Source organism: Mesorhizobium sp. B2-9-1, from assembly GCF_006439455.1.
Taxonomy (GTDB): domain Bacteria; phylum Pseudomonadota; class Alphaproteobacteria; order Rhizobiales; family Rhizobiaceae; genus Mesorhizobium.
Genome location: NZ_VFTP01000002.1, coordinates 166,405 through 187,228, shown reverse-complemented (window position 1 = coordinate 187,228; position 20,824 = coordinate 166,405). Strand labels below are relative to the sequence as shown.

The window sequence follows — 20,824 nt, the reverse complement described above, 5'->3', positions numbered from 1 at the left end:
GGTCAAACAAAATCGCAGCAGCCAGATAACACGCAACAAACGGTCTGGCGAGTGGCCGACGGCGCATGCAAGACCGCGCTAACCGCCTCGCGAAGAACAAAAATTTCGTGAGCGCTGGGCGTTTCAGGTCGCTTTCGAGCAATCCGGCTTCTGCTCGTCAGGCAGCCTGCCGTCGGGATGGCCGGCAAGGTCCGGGTTGAGCTCGTATTTCGGCCCGATCACCAGCGGCCGGTCCGGCAGCATGGTCTGATCCTCTGACGAGGTCATGGTGGTGTCGATGCTTTGCAGCAATGTGCCGCTCGCATCCTGGATGCGGATCGAGACTTTGTAAGGCTTGTCCTTGACCACGCAGGAGAGCGGCGGACTGGTGAGCGTGATATGGGGCAGCTTCGGCCAGATCTTCTGGTTGACGACGAGCGGCTCGCCGCCGGCCGGGTTCTGGAAGCTCACCACCGCGACCTGGCCGTCGACCATCGGGCGCAGCGGCTTCAGGGTGATGACATAGGTGGCGATGGCCAGCCGGTAATTGAACTCGAACAGCTTGCCGGAGATGGCGAAGAGTTGCTCCTTGCCGGTGTCGCGGCAGGCGCCAAGGGCGAATGCAGCGATCAAGGCGGCGCCGACCAGAGCCGAACGCGACAATTTCCTAAGCATTGCTGACCTCCCTCGCCCCTGTACGGCGGCGGTAATAGCGGTTTGCCTTCTGGCGGTTGCCGCAAACCGCCATGTCGCACCAGAGGCGGCTGGCGTTGCGGCTGCGGTCGACGAACAGCCAACTGCAATTGGGACAGATCCTCAGCCTCGCCACCGTTTCGTCGCGCAGCAGCGACAGCGCCGAGACGGCCAAAGCCGCCTCGAAGGCAATCGGCGTTTGCGGATCGCCGAAAGGCTGGCCCGGCACCCCGATCTCGGTCGCGCTGCCGGACAGCCCGCCGGCGCAGGCCGTGAGGAAATCCGGCAAATGGCTGGTCGCGATCGCGCCGTTCGATACGGCATGGCGAAACAGGCGGTCGGTCGCTTCACGAATCGAGACGACGGCCGGCTTTATCTCGCCCGGCTCCGGCGCCTGCAGCCTCCGGCCGCCGAGCTCGGCCGCCCGAAAGCCGCTCGCCGCCTCGGCGAAGCGGGCGATCTCGGCCGGGTCGTCAAAACGGTCAAAGGACTTTTGCGGATCGTTGCGCAGCACGACGGTGTTCGCCGTGTCGAGCGCAAGGATGCCGCCGGTGAAGCGGTGCGGGGTCCAGGAAACCGTCATGACAAAAATCTAACCGATAAAACGCATTTGACAAGTTAGATTCCGAGTGCAACGGTCCGGCGGGGTCGCGTCATACGACCTGTAGGATATCGCATGCTCTATTTCTTCCAGCAGGTGCTGAACGGGCTGCATTCGGGCGCGCTCTATGCGCTGCTTGCCTTCGGCTATGTGCTGACCAACGGCATCCTGCATCGTACCAACCTGGCTTACGGCGCGCTGTTCGCCTTCTGCGGCCAGACGATGATCCTGACCGCCGCCTTCGGCTATCAGGCGCTGTGGCTGACGCTGGCCGCCGCGGTAATGCTCGGCGTCGCCGCCGCCGTGCTTTATGCCGCGCTGATCAGCCATGTCCTGTCGCGCAGCGTTTTCGAGAGGCTCGCCGACCGCTCGCCCAATGCCATCGTGGTGACGACGCTCGGCATTCTCATCTTCCTGTCGGAAGCGAGCCGCATCGCCGCCGACACGCATGACCTGTGGCTGCCGCCGATGCTCGCCAACCCCGTCATCTTTGCCCAGGGTGACGGCTTCAAGGTGACGCTCACCGTCATCCAGCTGCTCGATTGCGCTAGTATCATCGCGGTGGTGGCGCTGGCGGCCTGGCTATTCTCGCATTCGCATTTCGGCCGCGCCTGGCGCGCCGTCTCCGACGACCCGAAAGCGGCGGCAATGTGCGGCATCGACGTCACCGCCGTGTTCCGCCGCGCCGTGCTGTTCAGCGGCTTTTGCGCCGCCCTGGCCGGCGTGCTTGCCGGTCTCTATTACGGCAATGTCAGCTTCGGCACCGGGCTGGTCTACGGCCTCAAGATCCTGTTCGTGACGGCGGTCGGCGGCTATCTGTCGCCGCTCAAGGCGGCGCTTGGCGCCGCGGCCTTCGGCATGGCGGAATCGCTTTGGGCCGGCTATTTCCCGCTCGAATGGCGCGACGCCTGGATCTATCTCTTCCTCGTCGCGATGCTGGTGCTGATCGGCGCCGGGCGCGACCAGGCCAAGATCGCCTGAGCTCCCAGACTTTGGTTGCATGACGTGGCGTCATGCGGCGCCATTCCGCCTCTGCGCGGCTCCCGATCTGTTTGCCGTCGCTTTGTCATGTTGACCTGCCGGACCACGCACTGCATATCGTTAGGCCAAGCGGCGCGACACCGGAGGGGGAATCGGGCGCGCTGTCGGTACCAGGGAGGACTGTGCATGGCAGGGCTGCTCGCTCTATCCAGGACGATCGACCGCATCAACGAGTTCATCGGCCGCTGGGTCTCGTGGCTGATCCTGCTCGCGATCCTGGTGAGCGCCGGCAATGCCGTCATCCGCAAGGTGTTCGACATCTCCTCCAACGCCTGGCTGGAGTTGCAGTGGTACCTGTTCGGCGCCGCATTCATGCTGGCCGCCGCCTACACGCTGAAACAGAACGACCATATCCGCATCGACATCGTCTACGGCATGTTCCCGCGCCGCGTGCAGCACTGGATCGACCTTTTCGGCCATCTCTTTTTCCTGATGCCGTTCGTGGTGCTGATGGTGATCTATTTCGTGCCTTACGTGTCGCTTTCCTTCCGCAGCGGCGAGATGTCGACCAATGCCGGCGGCCTGATCGTGTGGCCGGCCAAGGCCATCCTGCTGGTCGGCTTCTTCCTGCTCGCGCTGCAAGGGGTTTCCGAAATCATCAAGAAGATCGCCATCATGCGCGGCGACATGGACGATCCCACTCCTTTCATCTCGGCCCATGAGCAGGCCGAGCTCGAGGCCAAGGCGCTGGCCGAGGAAGCCAAGGCGCTCGCGGGCGAGGTGCGCTCGTGATCGAATTCATCGCGCAGAACATGGCGCCGATCATGTTCGCCTCGCTGGTCCTCTTCCTGTTGATCGGCTACCCCGTAGCCTTCTCACTCGCCGCCAACGGGCTGATGTTCTTCTTCATCGGTGTCGTGCTGTCGCCCTATTCCGGCGGGTCGATCAACCTTGCCTGGCCGCTGCTGCATGCGCTTCCCGACAATTTCTACGGCACCAGGGTGATGTCCAACGACACGCTGTTGGCGATACCGTTCTTCACCTTCATGGGTATCGTGCTGGAGCGCTCCGGCATGGCCGAGGACCTGCTCGACACGATCGGACAGCTGTTCGGGCCGATCCGCGGCGGCCTTGCCTATGCGGTGATCTTCGTCGGCGCGCTGCTTGCCGCAACGACCGGCGTGGTGGCCGCTTCGGTCATCGCCATGGGCCTGATCTCGCTGCCGATCATGTTGCGCTACGGCTACGACCGGCGCGTGGCCTCGGGCGTTATCGCCGCCTCCGGCACGCTGGCGCAGATCATCCCGCCGTCGCTGGTGCTGATCGTGCTGGCCGACCAGCTGGGACGCTCGGTCGGCGACATGTATGCCGGCGCGTTGATCCCCGGCCTCGTGCTCACCGGCATCTACATGCTCTACATCCTGATCATGTCGATCGTCCGGCCGAACTCGATGCCGGCACTGCCGCTCGAGGCGCGTACGCTCGGCCACGGCGTGATATCTCTGCTGGCGGCACTTGTGGTGACGGGCGCGATTTCCTACGCGGCCTATCGCTACCTTGCGCCGACCCACGGCGACAATGCCGACATCCTCGGCTTCGCCGTCGGCGTCATCGTCATCTATGTCGTCGCCATCCTCGATCAGCGGCTCCGTATCAACATGATGTCGAAGCTGGCGCAGCAGGTGGTGATCGTGCTGATCCCGCCGCTGGCGCTGATCTTCCTGGTGCTGGGCACGATCTTCCTCGGCATCGCCACGCCGACCGAAGGCGGCGCCATGGGCGCCGTCGGCGCGCTCATCATGGCGGCAATGAAGGGCCGCCTGACGATGGACGTCATCAACCAGGCGCTGGCCTCGACGACCCGGCTTTCCGCCTTCGTGCTGTTCATCCTGATCGGCGCGCGCGTCTTTTCGCTGACCTTCTATGGCGTCAACGGCCATATCTGGGTCGAGCACTTGCTGACCTCGCTGCCCGGCGGCGAGACCGGCTTCCTGATCGGCGTCAACATCCTGGTCTTCGTGCTTGCCTTCTTCCTCGATTTTTTCGAGCTCGCCTTCATCATCGTGCCGCTGCTGGCGCCGGCCGCCGACAAGCTCGGCATCGACCTGATCTGGTTCGGCGTGCTGCTCGGCGTCAACATGCAGACCAGCTTCATGCATCCGCCCTTCGGCTTCGCGCTGTTCTACCTGCGCTCGGTCGCGGCCCGAGTGCCCTACCTCGACAGGATCACCGGCAAGCAGATTGCGCCGATCAGCACCGGGCAGATCTATTGGGGCGCTGTGCCGTTCGTCCTGATCCAGGTGATCATGATCGCGCTGACCATCGCCTTCCCGCAGATGGTCATGCGCTACAAGGGCGCCGCGGTGGAGCCCAGCACCATGGACCTCAGGCTGCCCGACATGCCTTCGCTGTCGCCGCTCGGCACGCCCCCGGCGAACAACAATGGAGCTGCGCCGGCCAATGGTGGCGCTCCGGCGGCACCCGGCACGCCCGACCTTTCGCAACCACCCAAATTCAACTGAGGTGAACCGCGTCATGAGAGCCGTGCGGCTGGAAGCGGCAGGTAAGATCGGGTTGCGCGAGGTCGCAAAACCCGTTGCCGGGCCTGAGGACGTTCTGGTGCGCATCGAGGCCTGCGGCGTCTGCGGCACCGACCGCACCTCTTCCATGGCGAGTTTCCCTGCACGCCGCCGGTGACGCTCGGCCATGAATTCTCCGGCATCGTCGAAGCTGTCGGCGAGGCGGTGTCCGGCATTGCCATCGGCGACCGCGTCACCGGCGATCCGAACATTGCCTGCGGGCGCTGCGCCCATTGCCATGCCGGCCGCGTCAATCTCTGCAGCAATCTGCGCGCCATCGGCATCCACCGCGACGGCGGCTTCGCCGACTATGTGCTGATGCCGCAAAGCCAAGCCTTCCGGCTGCCCGCAAACCTCAAGCCGACGCATGGCGCCTTCTGCGAGCCGCTCGCCTGCTGCCTGCACGGCGTCGACCTGGGCGCGATCCGGCCGGGGGCTTCCGTCGTGGTGCTGGGCGGCGGCGTCATCGGCCTGCTCGTCGTGCAGCTGGCCAAGCTCGCGGGCGCGGCGACTATCATTCTGTCGACCCGGCAGGCTTCGCGTCGCGCGCTCGCCGAGGAACTCGGCGCGACCGCGACGATCGACCCAAGCGCCGGCGACCCGATCGCGGCCGTCGCCGGGCCGAACGGCCTGGCGCCCGGCGGCGTCGACGTGGTGCTGGAATGCGCCGGCGTCCGCGACACGGTGGAGCAGTCGATGAGCATGGCAAAGGCGGGCGGCACGGTGGTGATCGTCGGCGTCGCGCCGCAAGGCATGAAGGTGGAAATCGAGCCGTTCGATCTCTTGTTTCGCGAACTGAAGGTGCTCGGCTCCTTCCTCAACCCGTTCACGCATGGCCGGGCGGCTCAGCTGATCGCCTCCGGCGCGATCGAGGTCGACCGGCTGATCACGAGGCAGGTCAGCCTGCAGGAAGCGCCGCAGGTGATCGCCGGCCCTCCGGCGCCGGGCGAGGTCAAGGTGCTGGTGGTGCCGGGCCGCGGTTAAGCGCGGATTGCGGTGCTTTAGTCGACGGGCTGCTCGAAGACAACGTCGAGAATAATCATCGCCGAGTTGAGCTCGGTGGCAGCAGTATGGATCACGCGCTTTACGCGGTACAAATCCTGACTCAGCGCGCCCCGGTCGTCGCGCTTGCCGTCACGTGAAAAACCAACAAATTCACCCTCTCTCGGTACTTCACCAAAGGTAAAAACAGGCAGCACGCCAGCTCCGACTCTCGGGTCGTCGCCGATGATCTTGATGTAGCAGCTTATCGCCATAACGTCCCACGCTTGCCAGCCGGTGTTGTCCTAGTGCTCCAAACAGCTTGAGATGGGAAGAACCTCGGTCGATAGACCGAGGTTCTTGAGTAAGGTGCGCCAGGACCGCCTACAGCTTGCCGTTGCGCTGCTGCACCATCATGAAGGTGTCGTAGTTGTATTCGGCGACCTGGGCCCAGAGATAGTGCTCCTTGCGGAACGCCTTGATCGATTCCCAGATCTTCTTGAACGGCGCGTTGTTGGATTCCATCTCGGCGTATACTTCATTTGCCTTCTCGAAGCAGGCGGCCATGATCTCCTGGCTGAACGGCGCCAGCTTGGCACCGTTCGACACCAGCCGCTTCACCGCCGCCGGATTGAGATAGTCGTACTTCTGCAGCATGTTGGCATCCGCCGCTTGCGCGGCGGTATGCACCAGCGACTTGTAGGCCGGCGAAAGCTCTTCGTATTTGGCCTTGTTGAACATCAGATGCACGGTCGGGCCGCCTTCCCACCAGCCGGGATAGTAGTAGTAGGGCGCGACCTTATAGAAGCCGAGCTTCTCGTCGTCATAGGGGCCGACCCATTCGGCCGCGTCGATGGTGCCCTTCTCCAGCGCCGGATAGATGTCGCCGCCGGCGATCTGCTGCGGCACGACGCCGAGCTTCTGCACAACTTTGCCGGCAAAGCCGCCGATGCGCATCTTGAGGCCCGAGAGATCGGCCACCGTGTTGATCTGCTTGCGGAACCAGCCGCCCATCTGAACGCCGGTATTGCCGCCCGGCAGGCCGAACAGCCCTTGCGTGGCGAGGAACTCGTTGAACAGGTCGATGCCGCCGCCATGATAGTGCCAGGCATTCATACCGCGCGCGTTGAGCGAGAAGGGCACTGCGGCACCGAGCGCCCAGGTCGGGTCCTTGCCCCAGTAATAGTATGCGACCGTATGGCAGGCCTCGACCGTGCCGGCGGTGGTGGCGTCCGCAGCCTGCAGGCCGGGCACGAGCTCACCGGAGGCGAAGACCTGGACCTGGAAATTGCCGTCGGTCGCCTCCGACAGCATTTTTGAGAAGACTTCCGCGCCGCCATAGATCGTGTCGAGCGATTTCGGGAAGGACGATGCCAGTCTCCACGTCACTTTCGGATTGGACTGGGCTATTGCCGGCGTGGCAAGCGCTGCGGCCGCAGCTGCAGCACCGACACCGGACGCACCGGCCTTACGAATGAAAGAACGACGATCCATTAAGTTTCCTCCCTTGGGATCAGCTGACCGACGTCAGGGCATCCTCGTTGCCCGCATCGGTTGGGGAAGAAACATACACAGGCAAAGAGTCGAGTCCAGCGTTGCGGGCAAGGGTTGCCGCCATTCCGGCGCCGCGTGCAACTATAGTCTAACGAGCCTGCCGCTGGCCCATGCAAGGCAGCGAAACTTACCATGGCAAACTGCCTTCAGATCGCCTATTTTGTAGGCAGATTAACTCCTTAGCTCTCGAAGGAAGCCAAACCCAAAATGCAGCAGCCGCTCGTCGCAGTGTCATCCGACGTCCGCCAGTTCGACAACTACACCTGGCACGCGGCACCTCAGCAGTATCTGGAAGCGGCGGTAGCAGGCGCCGGCGTGTTTCCGCTGCTGGTGCCGTCCTTCGGCGACCGGCTCGATCTCGACGAATTGCTGTCGTCGGTCGACGGCGTCATGGTGACGGGCTCGAAGTCCAACGTGCATCCCTCGCTCTATGGCGGCGATCCCAGCGAGGCCAACGGCCCCTACGATCCGGCGCGCGACGCAACCACGCTGCCGCTGATCCGCAAGGCGATCGAGCGCGGCGTGCCGTTGCTTGCCATCTGCCGCGGCATCCAGGAGCTGAACGTTGCGCTCGGCGGCACGCTGGGCACCGAGATCCAGGAGCGCGATGGCTCGCTCGACCACCGCGCGCCGGTGAGCGACAATCAGGACGAGCGCTTCGGTATCCACCAGACGATCTCGATCAAGCCCGGAAGCTGCCTTGCCGGCGTGTTCGGCGCCGGCGAAATCAAGGTGAATTCGCTGCATCGCCAGGGAATCGACCGGCTTGGCTCCAGACTCCAGGTCGAGGCCTTGGCCGCCGACGGCACGATCGAAGCGGTCTCGGTCAAGGATGCCCGCGCCTTCGCCGTCGGCGTGCAATGGCACCCCGAATACTGGGTGAAGTCGGACAGCAATTCCGCCAAGATTTTTCGCGCGTTCGGCGATGCGGTGCGCCTGCATGCGGCCGCGAAAACAGGTGCCCGCGCCGCGGCAGAATAAGCCTGGACAGTTCCGCGGCTATTCGCTCGTGCTCAGCGCCAGAAGCGGCGCGGCCGGCGCGTAGGATTCGTAGCCGTCGCCATCGGCAACGCCGAAGGTGACGATCGGATCGACGCCGTCCTCACTGAAAGCGACCGAGCCATCCGCCTGCTCGCGCCAGAATTTCGCGTGCTCGATGCCAGGCATCAGCTTGCGGCAGCTCGGGGCGACGGAAAGCAACGACAGGCCCTCCGAGACTTCGGCGCCGCGGTGGATGGCGCAGGCCGCTTCATCGCCATTGGCGGTCAGCCGGTAAGCGTTTGTCGGGATGACTTCGGTGACCTCGCTCTGGCCGTTGCCGCCATGCAGGAACTGAACGCCCCCGAACAACGCTACCGATGCTACCAAGCCAGCGAATAGCTTCACCCTGCCTCTCCGCACATAACCAAGTATGCAGAATGATTCCAAAGGGTTAAGTGGGCGTTAATAAATGTGGCGACGCGTGCGGATTGGAGCAATTTCCACGACGGCTTTCCGTCCGGAATTGCACCAAAGCAAAGAGGCAGGCGGTTTGCCGTTTCCGTGAATTCGCCGTTTCCCTGAAACGGTGAAACGCCTCAGGCGCGCGCCTTGACGTTGAGCGTCTCCGGCACCGGCGTCAGCGGCCGGCGCTCGGTGAACCAGGCGACGAGATTGTCGACGCACAGATCGGCCATGGCGCGGCGGGTGTGAACCGACGCCGAGCCGACATGCGGCAGAAGCGAGGCGTTGGGAGCGTCGAGCAGGGACTGCGGCACGTTCGGCTCGTCGGCAAAGACGTCGAGCCCAGCGGCAGCGATGGCGCCGCTTTCGAGGGCGGTGGTGAGCGCTGCCTCATCCACCGTCGAGCCGCGGCCGATATTGACGAAGACGCCGTTCGAACCCAGCGCCGACAAGACCTCGGCATTGACCGCTTTCTCGGTGGAGGCGCCGCCCGGGGCAATGCAGATCAGCGTGTCGACGGCTTCGGCAAGCCCCTTCAAAGTGGCATGATATTCGTAAGCCAGGCCTTCGACCTTGCGGCGGTTGTGATAGGCGATCGGCAGGCCAAAGGCTTCAAGGCGACGGGCGACCGCCCGGCCGATGCGGCCCATGCCGAAGATACCGACGCGGCGGCCGCACAATGTAAGCCGGCTCAGGCGATAATTGCCCTTCGTCACCCAGTCGCCGTCGCGCAGCCATTTCTCGGCGGCGTAGAGCTCGCGCACGGTGTTGATCAGAAGGCCGATGGCGGTGTCGGCGACCTCCTCGGTCAAGACATCGGGCGTGTTGGTGACCATGACGCCGCGCTTGGCCGCGTGAGCGGCGTCGACAGAATCATAGCCGACGCCGAAGCTGGCGATGATCTCAAGATTGGGCAGCGCATCGATCATCGCCGCCTCGATGCCTGCATAGGAGGCGATGCCGCGCACCGTGGCGCGGATCTCGTCCGTAACCAAAGAGGGATCGGCGCGTTCGATCCGCACACACTTGAACGCCTCGTCGATGCGGCCGAGGGCATGGCCGTTGAAATCGCCCGGCACAAGGATGGCGACCGGCAATTTTCCTTCGGCCTTGCTCATGCACGCTCCACCGGCTTGCCGGTCGACTGCCGCACATGCAGTTCCGGCTTGATCAGCTCCTGCGAGGGCCGCACTGCCTGTCCGTTCAATTTGTCGAGCAGGGCGCTGGCGGCGCGGCGGCCGACCTCGCGCTGGCCGTTCCAGACCGTGGTCAGGGCCGGTGTCGCGATTGCCGCCTCCTCGAGATCGTCATAGCCGGTGACCGAGATGTCGACGCCCGGCACGAGGCCGGCGCGCGCGATGCCGTTCATCAACCCGATCGCGACCAGATCGTTCCAGCAGCAGGCAGCGGTGGGCCTGTCCTTCAGCGCCAGAAATTGTCCCGAGGCCTCGAAACCCGCCTGCTTGGTGCGCGGCCCGGGAATGCGCCAGGACGGCTTCACCTCCAGGCCGGCCGCCTCCATCGCGTTGAGATAGCCCTGGTAGCGGTCGCGGCCGGTCGAGGTCTGGTCGGTGCCGCCGACCATGGCGATGCGCTTGTGGCCGAGCGAGATCAGATGATTGGTGGCGAGCGCCGTGCCATAGGCATCGTCGCCGCGGAACACCGGCACATCGGCGCCGGCAACGGTGCGCGCGATCAGCACTGCCGGCAGGCCGTTTTCCTCGGCCATGATGATGTCCTCGGCCGGCGTGCCGATGGCCGGCGACATGATGACGCCGTCGGCGCCGAGCTGCAGCAGCGTGTCGATGAAGGTGCGCTGCTTTTCCAGCTGGTCGTAGTGGTTTGACAGGATGAAGGTTTGGCGGCTGCGGTCGAGCTCGCTTTCGATCGAGCGCAGTATCTCGGCGAAGAACGGGTTCATGATGTCGTGCACGACGACGCCGACGATGCCGGAGCGCGAGGTGCGCAGCGAGGCGGCGCGGCGGTTGTAGATATAGCCGATGGCGCGGGCGTGCTCCTTGATGCGCTCGCGCGTCGTGCCGGCGACCAGCGGGCTGTCGCGCAGCGCCAGCGACACCGTTGCCGTGGAGACGCCGAGCGCATCCGCGATCGTCGAAAGCTTGATCTTCTGTGCCAGTGCCCTTCGCTCCCCAGGGTCTTTAAATTTTTTAAAACGGCCTTATGCCACCGGATTCGGCGCAAATCAAAGTTTTTTCGCCAGCGCCTCGGCCTCGGTGTCGAGCGAGGCGGAGTTGCGGACGCGAAGCCGGTGCTCGCGATGGATGATGTAGAGCCCGCTGGCAACGATGATGGCGGCGCCTAGCAGCGTCCAGCGGTCGGGGAACTGGTGGAAGATCAGCCAGCCGGAGATGATCATCCACACCATCTGCGAATAGGGATAGGGCGCGAGCTGCGTCGTGGTCGCCAGACGATAGGCCCGGACCAGCAAATAGTGGCCGCCGGCGCCGAAGACGCCGAGCATCAACAGGATGACCCAGTGCCAGCTATCCTGCGGCAATGACAGCGAGAAAGGCAGCAGCGGCAGGAGCAGCACGGCGGGCGCCAGCGCCGAAAAGAGGATCAGGCTCTCCGAGGTCTCCGTCGACGACATGCGCCGCGTCATGATGACGTAAAAACTGTTCGACAGCATCGAGCCCAGCGCGAAGAGATGACCGATGCCGAACACGCCGATGCCAGGCCTGGTGATGATGAGCACGCCGACGAAGCCGGTGAGAATCGCCAGCCAGCGCCGCCAGCCGGCCCATTCGCCGAGCAGCGGGCCGGCAAGCGCTGTGATGACCATCGGGCCGAAGAAATAGATCGACGTTGTCTCGGCCAACTGCAGCGTGCGCAGCGCCAGGATATTGAACATGGTCGAGCCGAACAAAAGGACGCCGCGCAAGAGGTGCGCCGGCAGGTTGTTGGCGCGGAAGCGAACCGGCTCGCGCCAGCCGCGCAGGAAGATGCCGACCAGCAGGACATGCACGGTGAAGCGGGCCCAGGCGACGATCAGCGCCGAGACGCCGGCCAGCACCAGATATTTGCTGGAGGTATCGAGAAAGGTGAAGCAGACATAGACGCACAGCATCAGAAGCATCGCCGCGGGCGGCGTTGCGCTGTCGTCGTTGTTTTTGGGAATGCTCAAGGTCGGGCCGAAAGGAAGATAGACGCTACCCTTCTGCGGCAATCGGCCCTTGCCAGCAAGCCAAAAGCGACTGGCCCAACAAGCGCTTCGGACAGGCTTAGGGCGCATCGCCGTCGGCGATTGGCTTGAACGCCCCTCGTCCTGATAGCGTTCAGGCCGATCGTCGAGCGATTGCCGACGCCTCCGCGACGTCGTCATCCACGGGCGGAGCGACGCGAAGCGGAGCGCAGACCCGAGGATCCATTCCTTGGCCTTCGACGTGGAGTGCAGCGGAGCAGAATTCTGCACCGCAGCAACGCTTACAGGTAACGGATTCTATGGTCTGCGCGCGTCGCTTCGCTCCTTGCTCCGCCATAGAATGACGACGTGTGGGCGTTCAGGCCAACCCCAAACGTCCGCAATTGGTCCTTCGGGGCGAAGGCGCTTGCCACCCATTCAGCCATGCATGCGGGCGCCCTTGGTGATCTTGTCGACGAGCTTTTTCTCGCCGCGCATGGCGATCCCGACGACCTTGGCGTCGTCCGGGGCGAATTCAGCGAAGACGGCGCGGTTGGCGACGTCGTGCCCGGTCGAAAACATCTCCTCGACATAGGCGGATGTCGTCACGCCGCGTTCCAATGCCCGGCGGTGAATCGTACCCAGCGTCGCCGCATCGGCCGACAAGACGATGACCGGCTGGGCCGACATCGGATTGTAGAGGTTGCCGGCACGATCACGGTAAGCCTCGCCGATGATTTCGGGGAACTGCGCGACGATGCCGCTCGTCAGGAACGCAGTGACGTTGAGCTTCTGCCACGCCGGCAGGTCCTCTCTGAGAACAATTGCAATTTTCGTATCGAACACCAAGATTGAGACTCCGAGACGGCCCGTGACGGGCGGGACAGGCGATGGCGCAGGCTCTAAGCGAAGACGCGAAGGAAGGTCTTGAACGTTCGTGCGCGGATGCGGCCAACGGCGATCGCATCGTTTCGGCTCCGGGCGGCTCGGGTCTCGAACGCATCGAGGCGCGCTTCCATGGCAACGCCTTCGAGCTGCACCGGCACGACACCTATGCCATCGGCGTGACGTTGAACGGCGTGCAGCGCTTCCATTATCGCGGCGCGCTGCAACACAGCCTGCCCGGCCAGGCGATCGTGCTGCATCCGGACGAATTGCACGATGGCGGCGCCGGCACGCAAGACGGCCTGCGCTACAGGATCCTGTATATGGAGCCGTCCCTGCTGCTCGACTGCCTCGATGGCGAGCCGCTGCCATTCGTTCCCGACGCCGTAGTCGACGATCCATGCTTGCGCGACACGTTGTTGTCGGCACTGGCACCGCTGGACGAGGCACTCGGCGACCTGTTCGTGGCGGATTTCGTCGCGCAGCTGGCGCAACAGCTGAAACGCCACGCCGGGCAGCCGGCAAAGTCAACCGGCAAGACCGCATGGCGCGCCGCCGCGCTTGCCCGCGACTATCTCGAGGAGAATGCCGATCGGGCGGTGCGCTCCGATGAGCTGGAAGCCGTCACCGGCCTCGACCGCTACGCGCTGTCGCGCCATTTTCGCGCGACCTATTCGACCAGCCCGCATCGCTTCCTGTTGATGCGCCGGCTGCAAAAGGCGCGGCGCATGATCGCCGAGGGCGAGTCGCTGGCGGAAATCGCCGCCGGCGCCGGCTTCAGCGACCAGAGCCATTTCAACCGCCATTTCAAGAAGGCGTTCGGCATGACGCCGGGGCGCTGGGCGGCGCTGGTGCGCGACGCGTAAGCGCGACGCGCAGCGTCGTCGCCCGGGCGCGATGCGCAGCGTCGTCGCCTTTCCGCTAAGCCGCCGATGCTTGCGTGAAGCGACGACGCTTACGCGTCGCGCTTGCAATGCTAAGCCGGTGCGTGGAGCGACGACGCTACGCGTCGCGCTTAGCTCGAGACGACGCTTCGCGTCGCTCGTTAATGGGAACGTCTCGCGGTTGAGCGATGACGCTCACGCGTCACGCTTCATCCAACTCCGCGTCGTCATCCATCACCACCAGATCTTCGTTCGACAGATTCGCCTCGATGCGGGCCAGCAACTTGAACAGCGCCTTCTGGTCCTTCTTGTCGAGGCCCTTCAGCGCCTGCTTCTCGGTCTTCTTGACCGACTTCTCGATGGCGCGGATGGTTTCGCGGCCGGATTCGGTGAGGAAGATATGGGCCTGGCGGGCATCGGCGTTGGAGGCGCGCTTTTCCAGGAAACCCTGCGCCTGCAGACGGTTGATGGTCTTGGTGATGGTCGGCGGGCGCACGCCGAGCCGGCCGGCAAGATTGCCGGGGGTCTGGCCGTCCTCGCGGTCGAGCGCCAGCATGATCTGGTCCTGGCCGGCATAGAAGCCGTGCGCCAGAAGCCGCGCGGCGAGCGCTGTGCGCGCCAGCCTTGCCGCCGAATGGAGCCGGCTCATTGTCGCTGTCTTGTCCGCCTTGGCCATGGTCGTTCCCTCTTCGGCCGAACCGGCGCGGACAAGCATATAGGCTGTCCGACGGCTGGCAAATGACGATTTAAAGAGTCCGGCTTGCAGAACGCTTTGCCGGCAAGCATTGCGGTGCCCGCGCAGGTGATGCCAGATGTTTATTTCAGTTAGATGACAAACGACTTTTGCACCGGCGAGATTCACAGCGGACGCTGGCGAAGGCCCTTGGGCGCTCCTGCGGCTTCTCCGTCGGGCCTGCCTCGGCCGCCGCCGACCCGTGCTTGGCGCCGTTTCGCTTGGAGGACCGGCCTGGCCCATCGGTTTGGCGCGTGCAAAAGCGCGACACCCATCCTATATCAGGCCGACAATCCCAGATTTTCGAGGCAATCCATGAGCGATGCACAGACGCAAATCCCCGTAACCGTTCTCACCGGCTATCTCGGCGCGGGCAAGACGACACTGCTCAACCGCATCCTGTCGGAGAGCCACGGCAAGCGTTACGCCGTCATCGTCAACGAATTCGGCGAGATAGGCATCGACAACGACCTGATCGTCGAATCCGACGAGGAAATCTACGAGATGAACAATGGCTGTGTCTGCTGCACGGTGCGCGGCGACCTGATCCGCGTCGTCGAAGGCCTGATGAAACGCCCGGGCCGCTTCGACGCCATCGTCGTCGAGACCACCGGCCTCGCCGACCCGGTGCCGGTGGCGCAGACCTTCTTCATGGACGACGACGTGCGCACCAAGACCAAGCTCGATGCGGTGGTGGCGCTGGTCGACGCCAAGCACCTGCCGCTGCGCCTGAAAGATTCCAAGGAAGCCGAGGACCAGATCGCCTTCGCCGACGTGGTAGTGCTGAACAAGACCGACCTCGTCACGCCTGATGAGCTTGAAAAGGTCGAGGCGACGATCCGCGCCATCAATCCGGCGGCCAGGATCCATCGCACGCAGCGTTCCGGCGTGGCGCTTGACGAAGTGCTCGACCGCGGCGCCTTCGACCTGTCGCGGGCGTTGGAGAACGATCCGCATTTCCTCGACGCGCACGACCATGATCGTGATCATGATCATGATCACGACGGTCACGATCATCACCATCACGACCATGCTTCCGACATCCATGACGTGACGGTGAAGTCGGTGTCGCTGCGCGGCGGCGAGATGGATCCCAAGAAATTCTTCCCCTGGATCGAGAAGGTGACCCAGATGGAAGGACCGAACATCCTGCGGCTGAAGGGCATCATCGCGCTGAAGGGCGACGAGGATCGCTATGTGCTGCAGGGCGTGCACATGATCCTCGAAGGCGACCACCAGCGCGCCTGGAAGGATGGCGAAAAACACGAAAGCCGGCTGGTCTTCATCGGCCGCGATCTCGACGCCGATCGGCTCAGGAAGAGTTTTGAAGCCTGCCAAGCGGCTTGATTTCCGCGCCTTCTTCCTTCCTCCACCCTTGTGGGAGAAGGTGGATCGGCGCGCAGCGCCGAGACGGATGAGGGGTGTTCCAGCGGAGCGAGACGCTGGCTTTCCCTGGAACACCCCTCATCCGACCGAGCTTCGCTCGGCCACCTTCTCCCACAAGGGGAGAAGGGAAAGTCGCAATGCCGGCGCCCTTCCTTTATCGCAATTCGAAGCGGGTTGAGGCCCTTAGCCCAACCGCTTATGGGAAGGGCAGGAATCTCAAATGGATTAAGTCCTCATGCCCACAGTCGCCCCGCTTGATCTCGAAGGCCATTGCGTCGCCGCCGTCTTCCTGAACGACGTGCCGCATTTCGCACTCGCTGACGGTTCAATCCACCGGTTGGATAACGGGCACAAGACCGTGCGGGCCAATGACGGCCTGCTTGCCGCCTTCCATGACGCGGCCAACGACCGGCTGATCACCGGCGGCGAGGACGGCAAGGTGTTTGCCGTGAAGGCCGACGGCGAGGTGAACGAGCTGGCCAGCGCCGGCAAAAAGTGGATCACCAGCGTCAGCGCCGGACCGCAGGGTGCGATCGCCTATGCCTCGGGCAAGACCGCCTTCGTGCGTTTCGCCGACGGCAAGATCAAAGAATTTGCCCATCCGCGTTCGGTGGAGGGGCTGGCCTTCTCGCCCAAGGGCATGCGTTTCGGCATCGCCCGCTACAATGGCGCGACGCTGCATTTCCCGGCCGCCGAGGGCAAGCCGGTGGAGCTCGAATGGGCAGGCGCCCATACCGGCATCACCTTTTCACCGGACGGCGCCTTTCTGGTCACCACCATGCAGGAGAACGCGCTGCATGGCTGGAAGCTCGCCGACGGCAAGCACATGCGCATGAGCGGCTATCCCGGCAAGGTCAAGAGCCTGTCCTGGAGCGTCAAGGGCAAATGGCTGGCGAGCTCCGGCGCGCCGGCGGCGATCGTGTGGCCGTTCGCCAGCAAAGACGGACCGATGGGCAAGGCGCCGCTGGAGCTCGGCACGCGCGGCAACACGATGGTGACCTGCGTCGCTTGCCATCCAAGCCAGGAGGTCACGGCCATCGGCTATGAGGACGGCATGGTGATCGCGGCGCGCTTCGCCGACGCCAAGGAAGTGCTGCTGCGCCGCCCCGGCAAGGGCGCCATCACGTCGATGATGTGGGACAAGGAAGAACGCCGCATCGTCTTCGGCAGCGCCGCCGGCGACTGCGGCGTGATCGATATCACTGCGTAGGCAGTGGGGAATAGGCAGTAGGGCTTAGGGACGACGGCATCTACTGCCTACTGCCTACTGCCTACTGCCTACTGCCTACTGCCTACTGCCTACTGCCTACTGCCTACTGCCTACTGCCTGAGGGGGACTTCATGCATTCAATCGACCGGACTTCCATCGGCGGCATCGACGTCGCCCGCATCGCCGAATTGCGCGAGACGGAGGCGGCCGCGTTCCGCAAGGCGCGGCCGAAATCCGAGGCGAAGCTCGGCAACGGCATTGCCGGTTTCCTCGGCGGGGTGCCGATGCACTGGATGAGCGACTGGCCGACGCCGTTCCCGATCCTGGTCGACGGCGCCAAGGGCGCTACCATCACCGACATCGACGGCAATAGGCTCGACGATTTCTGCCTCGGCGATACTGGTTCGATGCTCGGCCATTCGCCGCCGGCGGTCGCCCGTGCGATCCGCCGCCAATCCGGACGCGGGCTGACCTATATGCTGCCAAGCGAGGATGCGCTGGCGATCGGCCCACTCCTTCAGCAGCGCTTCGGTCTACCCTACTGGCAGATCGCCACCACCGCCACCGACGCCAACCGCTTTGTGCTGCGCGTCGCCCGCGCGGTGACCGGGCGCGAGAAGATCCTGGTCTTCAACGGCTGCTATCACGGCTCGGTCGACGAGACGATGGTGCGGCTGATCGACGGCAAGCCGGTGAACCGGCCTGGATTGGCCGGCGAATTCCGCGACCTGACGCGGACAACGAAGATCGTCGAATTCAACGATGTTGCCGCCTTGGAAGCAGCACTTGCCGATCGCGATGTCGCCTGCGTCATCACCGAGCCGGTACTGACCAATTCCTGCATGGTGCTGCCGGAACCCGGTTTCCACGACGCGCTGCGGCGCCTGACCCGCGCGGCCGGCACACTGCTGCTTATCGACGAGACGCACACGATTTCGACCGGCCCGGGCGGCTATACGCGCAAGCACCGGCTGGAGCCGGACCTGTTCGTGCTCGGCAAGCCGGTGGCGGGCGGCGTGCCGGCGAGCATCTGGGGCATGAGCGAGGAGGTCGCCACGCGCTACGGCGCCTACAACCGGGTGAAGGAGCCCGGCTATTCCGGCATGGGCACCACGCTGTCGGCCAATCCGCTGCAATTCGCGGCAATGCGCGCGACTCTCGAAGAGGTGATGACCGAGGCGGCCTACGCCCATATGGACCGGCTGGCGCGCCGCCTCGATGCGGGGCTCTCCGCCGTCGTCCAGCGAAACAAGCTGCCCTGGCATGTCGCGCGGGTCGGCGCCCGCGTCGAGTTTATCTGCGCGCCCGGACCGCTGCAAAACGGCGGCGAGGCCGAGAAGGCGCATGCGCCGGAGCTCGAAGCCGCCATCCATGTCGCGCTGGTCAATCGCGGCGTGCTGATCGCGCCGTTCCACAACATGATGCTGATTTCGCCGGCAACGACTTCGGCGCAAGTGAGCCGACTGATCGCCGCCTTCGCCGCGGTTGCGGGCAAGCTTGCGGCGTGAGACAAGCGGCGATGGACAATCTGAACGCCGCTACCACCTCTCCTTCCGGCTCGACGCCCGCCGAGGCGAAGGCGTTTCTCGACGCGCATCCTGAGATCGAGGCGTTCGACATCGTGCTCACCGACGCCAACGGCATCGGCCGCGGCAAGATCGTGCGCCGGCACGAGCTGATGGGCATTTTCGAGAACGGCCGGCATCTGCCGATCTCGATCCTCGGCCTCGACATCACCGGCGAGGATGTGCACGAGACCGGATTGGTGTGGGACACCGGCGACGGCGACCTCAGGGCATGGCCGATCCCCGGCACGCTTGTGCCGCTCTTCGGCACCAACCCGCCGCGCGGCCAGGTGCTGATGTCGATGCACCACCTCGACGGCCAGCCGATGACCTCCGACCCGCGGCTGGTGCTGGCAAGGCAGGTGGAATTGCTGGCGGCGCGCGGCCTGCATCCGGCCGGCGCCTTCGAGCTCGAGTTCTTCCTGCTGTCCAATGAGCGCGACGCGGACGGCAAGGTGCAAGCCGCCCGCGCGGTGCTCGACGGCCGCCGCTCGGCCAAGACCGAGGTCTATTCGGTCGACCATCTGCATGGCATGGAGCCGCTGTTTTCCGACATCTACGCAGCCGCGAGGGCGCAAGGTATTCCAGCCGAGACGGTGATCTCCGAATACGCGCCCGGCCAGTACGAACTGACGCTCAACTACCGCAAGGACGTGATGCGGGCGGCCGACGATCTCGTCATGCTGAAGCGGCTGGTGCGGGCGCAGGCGCGCCGGTACGGCGTCACCGCCTGCTTCATGGCCAAGCCCATCGAGGCCTATGCCGGATCGGGCATGCATTTCCATGTCTCGCTGCAGGACGATGGCGGCCGCAACGTCTTCACCGAGGCAGCCGGCGAGAAATGGTCGCTAAGCCTGCTCAACGCGCTTGGCGGCCTCATCCACACCATGGCGGAATCCATGCTGGTGTTTGCGCCGCACGCCAATTCATGGCGCCGCTTCGTCTCACAATCCTATGCCCCCGTGGCGCCCAGTTGGGGCGTCAACAATCGCTCGGTGGCGCTGCGCGTGCCGGCGGGCGACGCCAGGAACCGCCGCATCGAGCACCGGCCGTCGGGCGTCGACGCGAATCCGTACCTGGTCGCCGCAACGGTGCTGGCCGGCATCGTCAAGGGGCTGGACGAGGGTCTGGACCCTGGTCTCGAGACGACCGGGAACGGCTATGAACAGGCAACGGAGAAATCGACCATGCCGGCCGACTGGCGCGCTGCAATCGAGGCGGCCAGAGGCTCCGATTTCCTGAGGTCGGCGCTCGGCCCCGACCTGCACAGAACCTTCGTGGCGATCAAGCAGGCGGAATATCTGCGCGTTGCGCGGACCGTCAGTGAGCTGGACTATCATCTCTATCTGCATGAGGTTTGAGCACAGGACCCGACAGGCGCGGCGATCACGTTTTGCCGACGACAGGAGACGCCGAAGAAATATTGGCGGAACCTTCCCGTGGCCTCGCTCATTCCAGATTTGATAGCAGGAGCAGACAGAGCCGCGTCAGAGATGATCGACCGGATGCCAACCACCCCAGTACCGCGCCATGCCAAGGTGAAGGCCAAGCATTGGCCGACGCCCGAGCCGGCCGATGTGGTGGCGCCTGAAGCCGAAGATATTCCGGAGTTGCGCGAAGAGGCGAAAGGCTGCCGCCGCTGCCCGCTTTGGCATGACGCAACGCAGACCGTGTTCGGCGAAGGACCGGAAAGCGCGGACGTGGTCTTCGTCGGCGAACAGCCAGGCGATCAGGAGGATCTGGCCGGCAAACCATTTGTCGGCCCGGCCGGCAGAATATTCGACAGCATCCTGGACGACGCCGAAATCGATCGCCGCAAGGTCTATGTGACCAATGCGGTCAAACACTTCAAATTCGAGCCGCGCGGCAAGAGGCGCATCCATTCCAAGCCCAATGCCGGCGAAATCCAGGCCTGCCGCTGGTGGCTGGACAAGGAGCTCGACCTCGTCAAGCCGAACCTCGTGGTGGCGCTCGGCGCGACGGCGGCGCAGTCGCTGCTCGGCAAGGCGGTGCCGATCACCAAGATGCGCGGCGATGTGATCGAGCGCGAGGATGGCTTGCGCGTGTTTGTGACCGTCCACCCGTCCTTCATCCTGCGCATCCGCGATCATGAGGACAAGGAGGCGGAGAGGGACCGGTTTTTGCAGGATATGCGGAAGGTGAAGGGGCTGATGAGGGCGTGATCAATTTAGGCGCCCGAACGAGCCT

Annotated in this window: 20 protein-coding genes and 1 pseudogene; 11 read left to right on the top strand and 10 right to left on the bottom strand. The window is 64.4% G+C overall.

The window, feature by feature from the left end; all coding sequences use genetic code 11:
* Positions 1 to 123 precede the first annotated feature (123 nt).
* Both FJW05_RS05110 and FJW05_RS05105 read right to left on the bottom strand, forming a co-directional pair.
* Complete coding sequence (locus FJW05_RS05110) at positions 124 to 654, bottom strand: hypothetical protein (protein ID WP_140545866.1); 531 nt, start codon at positions 652 to 654, stop codon at positions 124 to 126.
* Positions 647 to 1,255 (bottom strand): CGNR zinc finger domain-containing protein, encoded by a 609-nt coding sequence (locus tag FJW05_RS05105; protein WP_140545865.1) that lies wholly within the window; start codon positions 1,253 to 1,255, stop codon positions 647 to 649. The genes FJW05_RS05110 and FJW05_RS05105 overlap by 8 nt, the downstream gene beginning before the upstream one ends.
* Before the next feature lie 93 nt (positions 1,256 to 1,348).
* On the opposite strand from FJW05_RS05105, the gene FJW05_RS05100 reads away from it, so the two are divergent.
* From FJW05_RS05100 to FJW05_RS05085, 4 genes and pseudogenes are all read left to right on the top strand, one after another.
* Positions 1,349 to 2,254 carry a branched-chain amino acid ABC transporter permease gene (locus FJW05_RS05100; RefSeq protein WP_140628745.1) on the top strand — a complete coding sequence of 302 codons (906 nt, stop codon included), beginning with the start codon at positions 1,349 to 1,351 and terminating at the stop codon, positions 2,252 to 2,254.
* A 186-nt stretch (positions 2,255 to 2,440) separates the two neighbouring features.
* Positions 2,441 to 3,046 carry a TRAP transporter small permease subunit gene (locus FJW05_RS05095; RefSeq protein ID WP_140628742.1) on the top strand — a complete coding sequence of 202 codons (606 nt, stop codon included), beginning with the start codon at positions 2,441 to 2,443 and terminating at the stop codon, positions 3,044 to 3,046.
* Positions 3,046 to 4,776, top strand: coding sequence for a TRAP transporter large permease subunit (locus FJW05_RS05090; protein WP_140629719.1), 1,731 nt, complete (start codon positions 3,046 to 3,048; stop codon positions 4,774 to 4,776). Before FJW05_RS05095 ends, FJW05_RS05090 begins: the two co-directional genes overlap by 1 nt.
* Positions 4,777 to 4,789: 13 nt before the next feature.
* Positions 4,790 to 5,817: pseudogene (locus FJW05_RS05085) on the top strand (zinc-dependent alcohol dehydrogenase family protein).
* A 17-nt stretch (positions 5,818 to 5,834) separates the two neighbouring features.
* Here the strand turns inward: FJW05_RS05085 and FJW05_RS05080 are convergent.
* Positions 5,835 to 6,089 carry a hypothetical protein gene (locus FJW05_RS05080; protein WP_140545860.1) on the bottom strand — a complete coding sequence of 85 codons (255 nt, stop codon included), beginning with the start codon at positions 6,087 to 6,089 and terminating at the stop codon, positions 5,835 to 5,837.
* A 109-nt stretch (positions 6,090 to 6,198) separates the two neighbouring features.
* A complete protein-coding gene (locus FJW05_RS05075) occupies positions 6,199 to 7,308 on the bottom strand; it encodes a TRAP transporter substrate-binding protein (protein WP_095769385.1) in 1,110 nt (369 codons plus the stop codon).
* A gap of 267 nt (positions 7,309 to 7,575) precedes the next feature.
* On the opposite strand from FJW05_RS05075, the gene FJW05_RS05070 reads away from it, so the two are divergent.
* A complete protein-coding gene (locus FJW05_RS05070; protein ID WP_140628739.1) occupies positions 7,576 to 8,349 on the top strand; it encodes a gamma-glutamyl-gamma-aminobutyrate hydrolase family protein in 774 nt (257 codons plus the stop codon).
* An 18-nt stretch (positions 8,350 to 8,367) separates the two neighbouring features.
* On the opposite strand, the gene FJW05_RS05065 is transcribed toward FJW05_RS05070, so the two are convergent.
* The 5 genes from FJW05_RS05065 to FJW05_RS05045 all read right to left on the bottom strand — a co-directional run bounded on the left by FJW05_RS05065 (position 8,368) and on the right by FJW05_RS05045 (position 12,799).
* Positions 8,368 to 8,754 carry a hypothetical protein gene (locus tag FJW05_RS05065; RefSeq protein WP_140628736.1) on the bottom strand — a complete coding sequence of 129 codons (387 nt, stop codon included), beginning with the start codon at positions 8,752 to 8,754 and terminating at the stop codon, positions 8,368 to 8,370.
* A gap of 191 nt (positions 8,755 to 8,945) precedes the next feature.
* A complete protein-coding gene (locus FJW05_RS05060) occupies positions 8,946 to 9,929 on the bottom strand; it encodes a 2-hydroxyacid dehydrogenase (protein ID WP_140628733.1) in 984 nt (327 codons plus the stop codon).
* Positions 9,926 to 10,948: a LacI family DNA-binding transcriptional regulator gene (locus FJW05_RS05055; protein WP_095769389.1), complete on the bottom strand. Its 1,023-nt coding sequence runs from the start codon at positions 10,946 to 10,948 to the stop codon at positions 9,926 to 9,928. The genes FJW05_RS05060 and FJW05_RS05055 overlap by 4 nt, the downstream gene beginning before the upstream one ends.
* A gap of 66 nt (positions 10,949 to 11,014) precedes the next feature.
* A complete protein-coding gene (locus FJW05_RS05050; protein WP_181164869.1) occupies positions 11,015 to 11,899 on the bottom strand; it encodes a DMT family transporter in 885 nt (294 codons plus the stop codon).
* A gap of 492 nt (positions 11,900 to 12,391) precedes the next feature.
* Positions 12,392 to 12,799, bottom strand: a complete 408-nt coding sequence (locus FJW05_RS05045) for a DUF2000 family protein (protein WP_140628727.1) — start codon at positions 12,797 to 12,799, stop codon at positions 12,392 to 12,394.
* Positions 12,800 to 12,843: 44 nt separating this feature from the next.
* Between FJW05_RS05045 and FJW05_RS05040 the strand changes: the two genes are divergently transcribed.
* A complete protein-coding gene (locus FJW05_RS05040; protein ID WP_140628724.1) occupies positions 12,844 to 13,704 on the top strand; it encodes an AraC family transcriptional regulator in 861 nt (286 codons plus the stop codon).
* A 220-nt stretch (positions 13,705 to 13,924) separates the two neighbouring features.
* Here the strand turns inward: FJW05_RS05040 and FJW05_RS05035 are convergent, their stop codons facing one another.
* Complete coding sequence (locus tag FJW05_RS05035) at positions 13,925 to 14,398, bottom strand: MarR family transcriptional regulator (protein ID WP_140629717.1); 474 nt, start codon at positions 14,396 to 14,398, stop codon at positions 13,925 to 13,927.
* Positions 14,399 to 14,770: 372 nt separating this feature from the next.
* Between FJW05_RS05035 and FJW05_RS05030 the strand changes: the two genes are divergently transcribed.
* The 5 genes from FJW05_RS05030 (at position 14,771) to FJW05_RS05010 (ending at position 20,799) form a co-directional block, all read left to right on the top strand.
* Entirely contained in the window at positions 14,771 to 15,802 is a 1,032-nt protein-coding gene (locus FJW05_RS05030; RefSeq protein WP_140628721.1) for a GTP-binding protein, read from the top strand.
* Positions 15,803 to 16,076: 274 nt separating this feature from the next.
* Entirely contained in the window at positions 16,077 to 17,051 is a 975-nt protein-coding gene (locus FJW05_RS05025) for a WD40 repeat domain-containing protein (protein WP_140628718.1), read from the top strand.
* Positions 17,052 to 17,182: 131 nt separating this feature from the next.
* Positions 17,183 to 18,559: an aspartate aminotransferase family protein gene (locus FJW05_RS05020; RefSeq protein ID WP_140628714.1), complete on the top strand. Its 1,377-nt coding sequence runs from the start codon at positions 17,183 to 17,185 to the stop codon at positions 18,557 to 18,559.
* Between the two features lie 11 nt (positions 18,560 to 18,570).
* On the top strand, positions 18,571 to 19,977 hold the full coding sequence (locus FJW05_RS05015; protein ID WP_140628711.1) for a glutamine synthetase family protein: 1,407 nt from the start codon (positions 18,571 to 18,573) through the stop codon (positions 19,975 to 19,977).
* 78 nt (positions 19,978 to 20,055) lie between these two features.
* A complete protein-coding gene (locus FJW05_RS05010; RefSeq protein WP_281405764.1) occupies positions 20,056 to 20,799 on the top strand; it encodes a UdgX family uracil-DNA binding protein in 744 nt (247 codons plus the stop codon).
* Positions 20,800 to 20,824: the final 25 nt, after the last annotated feature.